This is a genomic window from Mycoplasma struthionis (genome assembly GCF_003855455.1).
Lineage (GTDB): Bacteria > Bacillota_I > Bacilli_A > Mycoplasmatales > Metamycoplasmataceae > Metamycoplasma > Metamycoplasma struthionis.
The window spans coordinates 587,149-599,733 of sequence record NZ_CP034044.1 but is presented as its reverse complement, the minus strand read 5'-3'; the positions used below and the strand labels follow the sequence as shown (position 1 = coordinate 599,733).

Genomic DNA, 12,585 nt, shown 5'->3' with positions numbered 1-12,585 from the left:
ATAACTTCATTTTTTATTATTCAGGTCTGCTTAAAACTTTTGAACCATTTGCTGTAACTAAAATTGTATCTTCAATTCTAGCTCCACCTAAATTTTCTACATAAATTCCTGGTTCAACAGTAATAATCATTCCTTCTTTTAAAACTGTTTCAGATCCATTTGAAACGCTTGGTAATTCGTGAACATCAATACCTACTCCATGGCCAGTTGAGTGTGTAAAGAATTTACCGTAACCTTTTGATTCAATGTAATCACGACAAATTTTGTCGATTTCTCCAGTTGTCATACCTCGTCTAACAGCTTCACGTCCTAATCTTTGTGCTTCTGTAACAACGTCTAAAATTGTAACTAATTCAGCTTCACGTGGTTTACCAAAGAAAAATGTTCTTGTAATATCACTTGCTCATCCTTGATATTGAGCACCGAAGTCAACTTTAACAATATCTCCATCAACTAATTTTCTTGATGTAGGGTGGTGGTGAGGTTCTGCTGCATTTGAACCAAAAGCAACTATTGTGTCAAAACATTCTTTTTCAGCACCAAATAAACGCATTAAATAACCTAATTTATTTGAAGCTTCTAGTTCGGTCATTCCTTCTACTAAAAGTTTCTTTAATTCTTCAAAAGCTTGTAATGAAATAATACATGCTTCTTGAACTTTTGAATATTCTTCTTCGTCTTTTAAAATTCTCAAATCTTGTCCTACAAATGGAACGAATTCTGAATTAGGTAAGTAGCTTTTTAAAACTTCATAAACACGTAGGTTCATGTATTCTTTTTCTACACCAACTTTTTTGTAGTTTTTCTTAGCTAAAAAGTCTTTTAAAACATTTTTTTGAAGTAAGTGAACTTCAACATTTCTTGCGTTTTTAGTTACATATTCAATATATCTACCGTCAACAAATAAGTGAGCTTTTTCTTTTTCAATAACTAAATATCCATCACTTGTTTGTACATTAGCATATCATAAACGTGTTTGTGGATCTTCTGAAATAATAGCATCTAAGTTATTATCAGCAAAAAGTTGTAGAAGTATTTCTTTTCTCATAATAAAAACTCCTTATAATTATTTCTTTTCTTTGTGGTTTGTATGTGAATTACATTTTGGGCAGTATTTTGTTACTTCCATTTTATCTGGATGTAATTTTTTATTTTTCTTAGTAATGTAATTTTCCATTTTACAGGTTTCACATCTTAAGGTTAAGCCTTCTCTTGGCATAAGTACCTCCTATTTAAAATAAAGCTTTATTTTGTATATTAAATTAATATTATTAATTATACAATATTTTAGTTAATTATTAAAATTAAGATAAGCTTTTTAAATACTAAATGCTTTTATTTTTAAATATAAATAAATTAAATTTTTATTTTTTTATTTTATCAATAAAAAAGTATTATCATTAAGTCGCACAGTTACAAATTAAAAAACAATCAAAAGGGGGTTTATATGGGATGCTGTAATAAAAGCGCATGCTCTAATCAAGAATTAAAAGCATGTGGTTGTCAAAAAGAAAAAGCTTGCAGTTGTACTTCAAAAGAAGAATGCAAATGCAAAAGTTCATGTTCTAAAGAAAAAACCTGTTCTTGTTCAAAAAAATAACTAAATGTTAGATAAAAAATTTAACTGTGCAAAAAAAGTCTTAGGTTCTTCCTAAGACTTTTTCATTTTTTTGTTTGTTGTTTTTATATATTTTTAATATGTTTTATTTTATTGAGCAAAAGCTGCATCTTGAAGATTTTTTAGAATTTTTTGGAATAGTTTTGAAACTTCTGAAGCGGCTGCAATTTGTTTTTTGTAGTCTGTTTCCCCGTTAATGGTTGCTATCATTTCTTTTTTAGCTTCTAATTTTTTAATATCTTCTTCTGCTTCTTTTATCATCTTCTTGCCTTTTTCATTGTTTCCTACGGCTTTCTTTACAACTTCTAGATATTGTTTGATAGTCATATTGTTTAATTGTGGGTTAGCAGCAGTTTCAATGTTTTTTATAGAGCTATCAACAAGTTTAGATGTTGCTGATTTAATTGCATCTTTTGCTTTTTGAATTTTTTCTTTAATTGTTTTGTCTTTCTTTGTTAACTCTTCTTTAGTATTTTTAACTGTTTCTAATTCATCTAAAGTAGCTAAAGCAGAAGCAATGTTTGGATCTGATGTTAATACTGCATTTAAAACGGCATTTCCAGCATTATCAGTAATATTTTCTGAATTAATAGGTAAAGTTACAGAATCTTTTATTGATTTTACTTCTTTTTTAGATTCTCTAATTTTCTTAATTTCAGTTTTCTTTGCTTCCAATATTTCTGGTTTATCTGTTGAAATTTCTTGTGAAGCATCCTGAACTCCTTTTAAAATTTCTTGGAATAAAACTTGAGCCTTAACTGCTAAATCAAGTTTTGAATCTAAGTTCATATTTTCTGGTGTTGCCATTTGAGCACTTAATTTTTTTAATTCATCAATTTTAGCAATAGCTGCATCTAATTGAGTTGTAGGTGTTAATTGATCTTCTAAAACAGTTTTTACACCAGTTGCTACAGCTTTTAAATTACCATTTAAAGTAGGCACTGGTGTTTCATCTGCAGATTTAACAGCAACTACTGTCAATTCTAAAGATTTAGTTCCAATTAATTTTTTTGCCTCTTCTAATTTTGAATTTACAGCTGTTTCTTTTTCATCAACTAGAGAATTTTGAGAACTTGGACTTAATTTTGCTTCTGCTATTAAAGCAAATGCTTCTTTGACTCCTGGTAAAGCGCTTAAAGTTGCAATTACGTATTTTTTAGCATTTTTAACTTCAACTGGATCAGATTCTTTAACAATACTATCTATTTTTGTTTTTAGACCTTTAATTTCTTCTTTTTAGCTTCAATTTTTTCTATTTTAGCTGTATTAGCTTTTACTCTTTCCTCTTCTTCTTTTTTAGCTTCATCGGCTAAATTCTTTTTGTTGTCTTCATTTTTCTTTTCATTTGTTTTGCTATTTCCGCTTTGACATGCTGCTGCCATTAAAGCTGGTGCAATTGCTATAGTCGGAGCAGAAATTGTTAATAATAAAACACTTATCTTCTTTTTATTGACATACATACTTCTTTCTATATATATAATTTGTACGATAATTATATACCTATTATAAAAAAAAAAAAAAGCAAAAGCTTTTCTAAATTTGCACAATTTTTATAACCTTAAAGTCAATTTATTTTGTTTTTTAAAATAAATATTATTTTATAAGTGCTTCTTTTGTAATATTTTTTAAATATTTTTTCATATATATAATTCCACTAATAACTGATAAAACAGCACCAATAATTAAAGGAATATTTAAATAAAAAGTAATTAAATTTGAATTATTTACTAATGTAGGACTTGCTAATCAAGGACCAGCAACAGATAAAAATACTAATGAAAATGAAACTACTATAGTTTTAGCTTTACCTCATCAGTTAGCTTGTACTGTTATATTTTTTTTGATTGCATAAATTCTAGCGCCATCAACTAGAATATCTCTTAAACTAAATATTATTACTATTGGGAAAAATGTAAATCTCATGATTGCTAAATAAACTAGCATTAAAACTGTTGCAACCTTATCAGCAATTGGATCAAATATTTTTCCAAAATTTGAAACTGTTTTAGTTCTTCTTGCATATCAGCCATCAATAAAATCTGTTATCATGGCTAATGAAAAAATTATAAAGTTAGTTCAGTGTAAAGCTGCTAATAATTCTTTATGTGGGTTTTCACTAACAATTGTTAATTTATCGTAATGAAAAACAGTATTATATTCAATAACATAAACATATGAAATGGTCATTGTTATTAAAAAAGGAATCATTAACAATATTCTTATAATAGTTAATCAGTTTGCTAAACCAAACTTAGTTGTTTTTTGATTATTCATAAAATTTTTCTTCTATACTTTTTTTAGCTAAAGCACGTGATTTTGCTACTTCTTCTGTTTCAGTGATTAATTTTTCTTGATCTTTAAAAAATTCTAAAACTTCACTTGCTTTTGTTTTTCATAAATTACATGGTGTTGCTGTTAATATTTCACATTTTAAAACAAAATCTTTATAAATATCGTTGCTTATAAATGATGAAGCAAAGTCATCACGACTAATTAATTTAAACAATAAATTATAAGCACCTTGTTTAATTTGACCCATTTTAACTTGTCCAATACTTACTTGGAAATTCTCAAGTTCTTTTTCTGTATATCTAATTATTTCATTAATTGTTGCAATGTATTCAAAATATAAATTCTGAATTTTTTGTTCTCTTTTTTGTTCAGCTAGTTTTGTTTTTTTCTTCATAATTCTTGAACGAATTATTTTTCAAATTATATATCCAATAACCGCTAATATAATTAATGATAATAAAACATACGCTGCAATTTGTCCTGTTTGAGAAGAACCTGTTTGTGTTTCTAAAGCTGTTTCTTCTGCTAAGTTTAAATAATTCATATTTTACCTTTCTTTTCTATATTTTCAATTATATATATTTTTAAAATTTTTATTGTTTTCTTTCTGAAATCAAAACAAGAGATTCATAAGGCATTAAAAATTCAGGAATTGAAGCATAAAATTTATTAGCATATGTTGTTAAAAGAATTTTGTAATTATTGTCATAATGATTTGATCTTAAAGAATTTTTAGATAAATTAATAATAAAAATAATGCTTTTATCTTGTATTAAATTTTTATGGAATATTTTTATATATCCTTCTTTTGAAAAATCATATTCTATTTTTGTATTTTGATCTAAAAAGAAATCTTTGTATTTATAGAATATAAATCTTATTGATTTTTTAAAGAAGTTTAAAGCACTATATTTATTGTTTAGTTGATTTTCAACATTATTATTTTGAAAATCAATTGAATTAAAGATATTGCCGTTTCCTCTGTTTGAAGCGCCTGAGCAATATGAATTATTTCAAGCCATTCATGTATGTGAGGTTCATTTATTTTGATATGATTGTGCTAAATAATATGTTTCTTTTGAAATGTTTTTTGTTTGAATAAAACGTTTTTCTTCATTAAAATCAGGGTTATTAAACTGATAATTAATAGGAATTTTTGCTCTTAAAATACCAAATTCATCACCATAATAAATAGCAATTGAATTTTTAGACGACATTAAAAAGATATTGAATGTTTTTATAGCTTCAAATAAATAACTGTTTTCGCTTCCTCATCTTGAAGTTATTCTTCCAACTTGATCAGATCCTAAAGCTAAAATAACATTACTTTGATTTATAAATAATTTAAATTGATTAAATAATTCTTGATAATTTAAAGGCATTTTTTGAGCTCATTTTAAATGTGTATTTAAATTATTTAAAGATAAATGTGTTAAATAAAGATAATCAAAACAATTGAATTTTTCATTAAATTTAATTAAAGATAAATAAGCTTCTTTTTTGAATTTATGGCTTTTTAAAATGACTTTTATATTTACATTTATTTTTTAACTATTTTAAAAATATCTACTAAAAATTGAAATCTATTTTGTTTATTTAATTTTTTATCTTCAATTAAAAAATCAAAGTCTTCTAAAATCAATGTTTGAATATTTAAGTTGTTATAAAAATTAATTACTTTTTTAAATTCTTCAACAAAGCTTGCAATAGTATTTAAATTTAAATATTTATTTTCATTTTTTATATAAGTGTCTAAAATGGTTAATTCTTGAGTTTTTTCTAGATTTGCTTTTCTATATAAATTTTCATAATTATTTAAATTTGTTGCTGATTGTTTAATTTTAGTTAAATTTAAAGTTATAGCTAAATCAATATTTTTTAAATCTAAAGCTTTTTTTAGTTCTTTAAAATCTTCAATTGAACCATAATTAAAATTTACTTTTTCTAATTCAAATTTATTTTCATAATGTTTTAAAATATCTTCAATTGCAACACAATTTACATCTAAAAAAGTTAAATAATCAATTTTTTGTTTTAAACCATTAAAATCACCATAACCAGAATCATTTGAGTCATAAAATGTTTCAAGTTTTAGATCATATAAAAATATTCTTTTATTTTGTATCATTTTATTCTCCTATTTAATTAATTCTAGTGTAACTTTATTTAAAAGTATTTCTTCTGAAATATAACCTCTTTTAAAATCAATATCAATTTCAGTCATTTTTTTTATTAATTCATTTATTTTGGCTATTGATGTTTTTTTAACAAAATCAATAAATAAAGATAAACGATAAATATGCATATTTAATTTTTTTGATATATCTTCATTTGAGTAATAGTTTTTTAAAATAGCAATTTTTTTAGCTTGAATAAAAATATTATTAATTTGAGAAAATATTTTAATAATAGGATTTCCTAAATCAACTTGTTCTTTTATTTTTTTAATTAAAATTGCCTTAGATTGTTTTTTTAATAAAGCATCTTGCAGGGCAAATTCGACATTGCTTGATCTAAAAAAGTTGTTATTTTCAATTGCTTTTTTATCAATTTCATTATTTAATAAAAGCATTTTATCAATTTCTTTTGTTAATATTGTTAAATCACTTGGCATATTAGCAATTAAATCAAATAATGTTTCTTTATTTATTTCAGCACCTTTTTTGAAATGTAGTTTAAAAGAAATGAATAAATTTCTTTTTCTTTTAATTTATCAAAATTTATAATTTCAGAATCTTTTAAAAGTTCTTTATAGTATTGATTTAAAGAACTTTCTTCATTTTTTTGTAGTTCTAAAACTATTAAAATTTCATGCATTTCTTTTGCTTTTTTTAATAAATCAATTAACTCAATTGCATCTTGTTTATCAACTTCCTTAGTTAATTTTTTAAAAAGTAAAAGATTTTTTAAAACAAAAATTTTATTATTATTAAAAAAATCATTACTGAAAAGTTGGTTTGAAAGTTCTTCTAAATCAACTGTTTCATTAAAGGTAATTATTTCTAAATTAGCATCATTTTTTTTAGCTAATTCAACAATTTTATTAACTTCACTTTCAATTAAATATAACTCTTCACCTTTAATAATTTTCATATTATTTATTATAACTTAAATTACTTTTTTAGCCTTTATTTGGTATAATTTTTTATTATAATAAGGAGAAAATATGTCAGGACATTCAAAATGAGCAACAAATAAACATCATAAAGCAGCTCAAGATGCTAAAAGAGGCGTAATGTTTCAAAAATTTTCAAAAGAAATCATTGTCGCTGCAACATTAGGAGGCCCTGACCCTGAATCTAACCCAGCATTAAAATTAGCAATAGCAAAAGCTAAAGCAAAATCAATGCCTAAAGCAAATATTGAAAAAGCAATCGCAAAAGTAGCAGGTGGTTCAAAAGAAGGTGCTAATTTTCAAGGTTATTTATATTCAGGAACAGCTTATGGAGGAATTAATTTCGTTGTAAGTTGTTTAACTGATAACTTTAATCGTTTATCTTCAAATATTAAACACTATTTCAATAAACACAACGGTCAATTAGGAAAACAAGGAACTGTTCCTTATGTCTTTGATCAAAAAGGATTAATTGAATTTTCAGCTGATTTAGCAAATGAAGAAGATGTAATGATGACTGTTTTAGAAGCAGGGGCTAGTGACTTTTATAATGAAGATGGTTTATATGTTGTTTTAACAGAACCTTCAAAATTTCAAAAAGTAAAACAAGCATTAGATGAAACTTTTAAAATTGATAATTATACAACTGCTGAAGTAACTTACATTTCAAACTCAGATACTGAAGTAGATGCAGAAAAATTAGAACAAATAGAACAATTTGTATCTTTATTAGAAGATGATGAAGATATTCAAGAAGTTTGACACAATGCAGTTTCAAATGAATAAATGCTTCGGCATTTTTTCTTTTATTTTTCTTAACTTTTAAATTAAAAATAAATACTAATTAATAATTAAGGTATGAGCAAATTTAATAAATTAAAATTTATTTCTTTAAGTTTTTTAATTGCTTCAGTTGCCTTAATTTCAACTTTAGTTTTAAAAAAATATAAAAGAAATTTAAAAGAATTTAATAAAGCCGAAATAAAAAATGATTATATAGAAGTTAAAATTACAGGAGCTATTTTATATCCTGGTTTTTATACTTTAAAAAATAAAAGTAATTTAAATGATTTATTAATTAAAGCTCAATTATTATCGTTTGCTGATTTAAAAGATTTTAATAAAGCTGAAATTCTAAAAAATAAACAAGAAATACATATTCCTTTTTTAAATAACTTTAAAATTTTAATTTCAAATATTAATAATGTTCAAATTTTAAAAGCAATGGATATAAGCAGTAGCATTGCTAATAAAATATTTTTATTAATTAAACAAAAAAGAAACAATATTACATGAAATGATATTTCAGAAATACCTTTAGTTGGTGAAAAAACTTTAGCCAAGCTAAAAAATCACATTATTCTATAAATTTAATATTTGAATTTTGTTTGATATTAATATTTTTAATTTTGCTATTTAAAAAAACAACTTTAATATTGCCCATTATTTGTTTAACTTTAATAAGTTTTTTAAATTTTTTTAACTATAAATATTGAATAGGTTTTTTAATTATTTTTTTAATAGTTTTATTTTTTAATTTTTTAAACTTTCAAGACACTAAACGGCTTCAAGATTTAGTTATTGAAAATAAAGATGCAAAAATAATTAAAGTTTTTGCATCTAAAACATTAGTTAATATAAATAATCAAAACGTTTTAGTAGATTTTAAAATTAAAATCGATGAAAGCTTTAGTCATTTAAATTTTTTAAAAATTTCAGCTAAAATAACAAAAATTAAAGAAGTCAATAATTTTTCATTAGCTAATAATTTTTATTTAGAAATTTTAAAAAATAATATTAAAGAAATTAAGATATTAAAAAGAGCAACATTTATAAATTTATTTTATGAAAATAAAGATACTAAAGAATTTTTAAATTTAATTTTATTTAATATTGCAAATAAAAACTCAGATTTATATTTGAGTTTATCAAAACTAAATATAAGCCATTTATTTACTATTAGCGGATTTCACTTTGGTTTAATTTTTTTAATTTTAAATTTCATTTTAAAGAAATTGAAATTTAATAAATTCTTTATTTTTTTAATAACAGAAATAATCTTGTTTTATTATCTATATTTATTAAATTTTTCTTTAAGTGCTTTAAGAGCTTTAATATTTTTAAATAGTTTTTATATTTTTAAAAATTTTTTAAAAATAAAAATTAAAACTATAAATATTTTTTTATTAAACACTTTTGTTTTTATTGTTTTAAATTTAAATATTATTTACAATTTAACTTTTATTTTGTCTTTTGGTATTACTTTTAATATTTTTTATTAAATAATATTTTTAAAAAATTAAAAAACAATTTTTTAAAAGAGATTATATTAAGCATTTTAATTTTTTTAATAGCAAATAGTTATATATTAATTTTTCAAAACTATATAAATATACTAGGTTTATTTTTTCAATTTTTATTTTTACCTATTTTATTTTTTAGTTATTTATATATCGGCTTATTTTTCTATTTTGAAAAAGCTTTAGATTTATATTTTTTAATTTTAAAAATAATAATTTTTGAATTAAAAAAACTAACAATTGAAATATCTATTGTTAGTTCTTATTATTATTTTTTTTGAATAAATTTTATTTTAATTTTTTTAAATTATCTTTTAACTAATCATTTTCATTAATTCTTCTTCTACTATAACTTTAACATTTAATTTTAAAGCTTTATTTAGTTTAGAGCCAGCATCTTCACCTTTTAATAAAAAAGAGGTTTTTGAAGATATAGCACTTGAAATCAAACCACCATTTTTAATTATTAAATCTTCAAAATATTTTCTTGATTTAGATAAAGTACCAGTTATAACAAAACTTTGATGATCTAGTTTATTAATTATATTTTCATCTTGATATTCTAAATTTAAATTAAGTTCAATTAAGTCATTAACTAAATCAATATTTTTTTGATTTTGAACTCATGTTTTTAATGAATAAACGATTTTTTCACCTATTTCATTATATTCAAGTAAGCTATCATAATCAAAAGTTAATAAATTTTCTAATTTTTTAACTTTTGAAGCTATAAATTTAGCTACTTTAACACCTATTAATTTTATTGATAAAGCATAGATTAAATTACTTAAATTTTTTTGTCTTGAATTTTCTATTGCTTCTAGCATTTTAAAACTTGATTTAGTTCCAAAGCGATTTATTTTAATCATTTCAGATAAATTATTTTTAAGCTTATAAATATCTTGAATTGAATTAATTAGATTGTATTTTTGTAAGATTTCAATGTTTTTTTCACCTAAAGTTACAATATCCATTGCTTCTTTTGAAACAAAGTGAATTAATTTTCTTTTTAAAATCTCAGGACAATTTTCATTAGGACAATATTGTTCTAATGCGCTTTCACTGTCTATTAATGAAGATAAACAAAAAGGACACAATAAAATTTTTTTAAACTCTCTAACTGAATTATTTTCTTTAGCTAAGCCAATTACACAAGGTATAATTTCTCCTGCTTTTTTAATATAAACTTCATCGCCTACATTAATTTTTAAATCGCTAATATATTGAAAATTATTCAATGTTGCATATTCAACTAATGAGCCTGAAATTTCCACTTTTTCTAATAAAGCGTTGTATGTAACTAAACCTGTTCTACCTACTGTAATAAATATATTTTTTAATTTAGTTGAAACAATATCAGGTTCATATTTAAAAGCAATAGCATGGTGTGGAAATTTAGCAGTATTTCCTAAAAGTTCATATAATTCAAATTCATTAATTTTTATAACAATACCATCGGTTTCATAATCTAAAGTTAATTTTTTTCTTTAAATTCTTTATTGAATTCTTCTATTTCTAAAATATTAGTTAAATGTTTTGATTCATTAGTTATTAAAAAACCTAATTGTTTTAAAAATAAAAAACTTTCTTGCATTGTTTTTAAATTATGTTTTTCAGGATCAATTACATAATATAAAAAAGCTGATAAATTTCTCTTTTTAACGATCTCAGGATTTAATTGTCTTAGTGTTCCTGCTGCGGCATTTCTTGGATTTGCTAATAATGGTTTATTTTCTTTTTTAAGCTCTTCATTTAGTTTATTAAATTCTGAAATACTTAAAAAAACTTCCCCTCTTATTTCTAAATCATTTAAATAATTTATTTTTTTAGGAATGCTAGAAATTTGCATTATATTTTCTGTGACATCTTCACCTATTAAACCATTTCCTCTTGTTATAGCTTGTTTTAAAACGCCGTTTTGATATTTTACAGCAATTGATAAACCATCAATTTTTGGTTCAATAAAAAAGCTAAAAGGTTTATTTAATTTTTTAACATTATCAATAAATTTTTGAATTTCTTCAATGCTATATGCTTTATTTAATGAAAGCATTGGTTTATTATGTTTGACTTTTTCAAAATTTTCAGAAGCTGATGCATTTATTTTTTTAGTTGGAGAGTTATTTAGTTGTTCAAAAGTTAATAAATGACCATATTGATTTTCTAATTTAATTAATTTATTTATTTCAGTGTCATAAATTTCATCTGAAACAAGTGGATTATCTAAATTATAATAAGCATTATCTCAAGTATTTATTTTAGCTTGAAGCTCTAAAATCTCTTCTATTATTTTTTTATTTTGATCCATTTTTATACCTTTTGAAAAGTAGCTATTCATCAAGTAGGTAAAGCTACTGCATCTAATTGACAAACAATAACCATTGATGAAGCTAATATAATAAATGTTAAAGCAACAAAATCTCTTCAATTTGGTCTTAAATCACGATAATGTGATCTTTTAGCATATGGTTCATATCCTCTAGAAGTCATAGCATCTGATAAATCATTTGCTTTAGTAAATGAAGAAACGAATAAAGGAATAATTAAAACTAAAAATGATTTTGCTTTGTCTTTAATATTTCCATTTTTAAAATCAACTCCACGGCTTGATTGTGCTTTCATAATTCTATTAGATTCTTCTAGTAAAGTTGGAATAAATCTTAAAGCAATTGAAATAATCATAGTAATAATTTCAGTTGGTATTTTAAATATCTTTAAAGGAAATAGTAAATCATTAATTGCTCTAGTTAATAAAACTGGTTTTGTTGTAACTGTTAAAATTGTTGTTGTTAAAATAACGCCATAAATTCTTAAAAATATTGAAGCTGTTCTATATAAAGTAAATTTAGTTATTTGAAAAGGTTTAGTTATACCAAATGGTGCTCAATAAATTGTATTAACTATAGTTTCACCACGATAAAATACATAAGAATCAGCGTTTCCTAATGAAGAAAGTGGAATAAAAGCACCATTAGCATCAGGTTCAGCTCCTTTTATTGTGAGCATATTGACTATAAAAATAAAAATTGCAATATATAATGGTAATTTCAATTTTAAAAAGCATGATTTAATTGATTTAGTTGCCATTATATAAATTATCATTATACTTAATACTAAAACGCCTAATGTTATAAAATGATCGGCTATAAAAAATAAAATAATAAATAAAATATTTGCTAAAAATTTTAATCTAGGATCTAATTTATGAATAGGAGTTTCAATATTTAAATATTTACCAATAATAGCTTTATTCATATTTA

Annotated in this window: 15 protein-coding genes and 1 pseudogene; 3 read left to right on the top strand and 13 right to left on the bottom strand. The window is 22.7% G+C overall.

The features are described 5' to 3' along the window. Window positions 1-16: 16 nt before the first annotated feature. The 10 genes from EGN60_RS02670 to EGN60_RS02625 form a co-directional block, all read right to left on the bottom strand. Window positions 17-1,048: an aminopeptidase P family protein gene (locus EGN60_RS02670; protein ID WP_124724534.1), complete on the bottom strand. Its 1,032-nt coding sequence runs from the start codon at window positions 1,046-1,048 to the stop codon at window positions 17-19. Window positions 1,049-1,066: 18 nt separating this feature from the next. After that, the gene (gene rpmG / locus EGN60_RS02665; RefSeq protein WP_124724533.1) at window positions 1,067-1,219 is read right to left on the bottom strand and encodes a 50S ribosomal protein L33; all 153 of its coding nucleotides are present in this window, start codon (window positions 1,217-1,219) and stop codon (window positions 1,067-1,069) included. Window positions 1,220-1,708: 489 nt separating this feature from the next. Beyond that, window positions 1,709-2,599, bottom strand: coding sequence for a hypothetical protein (locus EGN60_RS02660; RefSeq protein ID WP_124724532.1), 891 nt, complete (start codon window positions 2,597-2,599; stop codon window positions 1,709-1,711). 233 nt (window positions 2,600-2,832) lie between these two features. Beyond that, window positions 2,833-3,078: a hypothetical protein gene (locus EGN60_RS02655; RefSeq protein ID WP_124724531.1), complete on the bottom strand. Its 246-nt coding sequence runs from the start codon at window positions 3,076-3,078 to the stop codon at window positions 2,833-2,835. 133 nt (window positions 3,079-3,211) lie between these two features. Continuing rightward, window positions 3,212-3,892, bottom strand: a complete 681-nt coding sequence (gene pgsA / locus EGN60_RS02650) for a CDP-diacylglycerol--glycerol-3-phosphate 3-phosphatidyltransferase (protein WP_124724530.1) — start codon at window positions 3,890-3,892, stop codon at window positions 3,212-3,214. Continuing rightward, the gene (locus EGN60_RS02645) at window positions 3,885-4,454 is read right to left on the bottom strand and encodes an MHJ_0274 family protein (protein WP_124724529.1); all 570 of its coding nucleotides are present in this window, start codon (window positions 4,452-4,454) and stop codon (window positions 3,885-3,887) included. Before EGN60_RS02645 ends, pgsA begins: the two co-directional genes overlap by 8 nt. Window positions 4,455-4,503: 49 nt before the next feature. Continuing rightward, window positions 4,504-5,292 carry an alpha-amylase family glycosyl hydrolase gene (locus tag EGN60_RS02640; protein ID WP_124724528.1) on the bottom strand — a complete coding sequence of 263 codons (789 nt, stop codon included), beginning with the start codon at window positions 5,290-5,292 and terminating at the stop codon, window positions 4,504-4,506. A 158-nt stretch (window positions 5,293-5,450) separates the two neighbouring features. Beyond that, window positions 5,451-6,038, bottom strand: coding sequence for an alpha-amylase family glycosyl hydrolase (locus EGN60_RS02635; protein WP_124724527.1), 588 nt, complete (start codon window positions 6,036-6,038; stop codon window positions 5,451-5,453). A gap of 9 nt (window positions 6,039-6,047) precedes the next feature. Continuing rightward, a complete protein-coding gene (locus EGN60_RS02630; protein WP_124724526.1) occupies window positions 6,048-6,524 on the bottom strand; it encodes a DNA polymerase III subunit delta in 477 nt (158 codons plus the stop codon). A 32-nt stretch (window positions 6,525-6,556) separates the two neighbouring features. Continuing rightward, a complete protein-coding gene (locus EGN60_RS02625; RefSeq protein ID WP_124724525.1) occupies window positions 6,557-7,003 on the bottom strand; it encodes a DNA polymerase III subunit delta in 447 nt (148 codons plus the stop codon). Between the two features lie 73 nt (window positions 7,004-7,076). Here EGN60_RS02625 and EGN60_RS02620 point away from each other — a divergent pair, with 73 nt between their 5' ends. The 3 genes from EGN60_RS02620 (at window position 7,077) to EGN60_RS02610 (ending at window position 9,307) form a co-directional block, all read left to right on the top strand. Continuing rightward, window positions 7,077-7,811 carry a YebC/PmpR family DNA-binding transcriptional regulator gene (locus EGN60_RS02620; protein WP_124724524.1) on the top strand — a complete coding sequence of 245 codons (735 nt, stop codon included), beginning with the start codon at window positions 7,077-7,079 and terminating at the stop codon, window positions 7,809-7,811. Window positions 7,812-7,883: 72 nt separating this feature from the next. Next, entirely contained in the window at window positions 7,884-8,393 is a 510-nt protein-coding gene (locus EGN60_RS02615) for an MAG0490 family ComEA-like DNA-binding protein (protein ID WP_124724523.1), read from the top strand. Then, window positions 8,318-9,307 carry an MAG0480 family ComEC-like protein gene (locus tag EGN60_RS02610; RefSeq protein ID WP_124724522.1) on the top strand — a complete coding sequence of 330 codons (990 nt, stop codon included), beginning with the start codon at window positions 8,318-8,320 and terminating at the stop codon, window positions 9,305-9,307. The genes EGN60_RS02615 and EGN60_RS02610 overlap by 76 nt, the downstream gene beginning before the upstream one ends. Before the next feature lie 332 nt (window positions 9,308-9,639). Here the strand turns inward: EGN60_RS02610 and EGN60_RS03625 are convergent, their stop codons facing one another. The 3 genes and pseudogenes from EGN60_RS03625 to EGN60_RS02600 form a co-directional block, all read right to left on the bottom strand. Further along, complete coding sequence (locus EGN60_RS03625) at window positions 9,640-10,299, bottom strand: helix-hairpin-helix domain-containing protein (RefSeq protein WP_408632034.1); 660 nt, start codon at window positions 10,297-10,299, stop codon at window positions 9,640-9,642. Between the two features lie 210 nt (window positions 10,300-10,509). Further along, window positions 10,510-11,378 (bottom strand): annotated as a pseudogene (locus tag EGN60_RS03545) (NAD-dependent DNA ligase LigA); the annotation flags it as partial. A 257-nt stretch (window positions 11,379-11,635) separates the two neighbouring features. Beyond that, a complete protein-coding gene (locus EGN60_RS02600) occupies window positions 11,636-12,580 on the bottom strand; it encodes an energy-coupling factor transporter transmembrane component T family protein (RefSeq protein ID WP_124724521.1) in 945 nt (314 codons plus the stop codon). Between the last annotated feature and the right edge of the window lie 5 nt (window positions 12,581-12,585).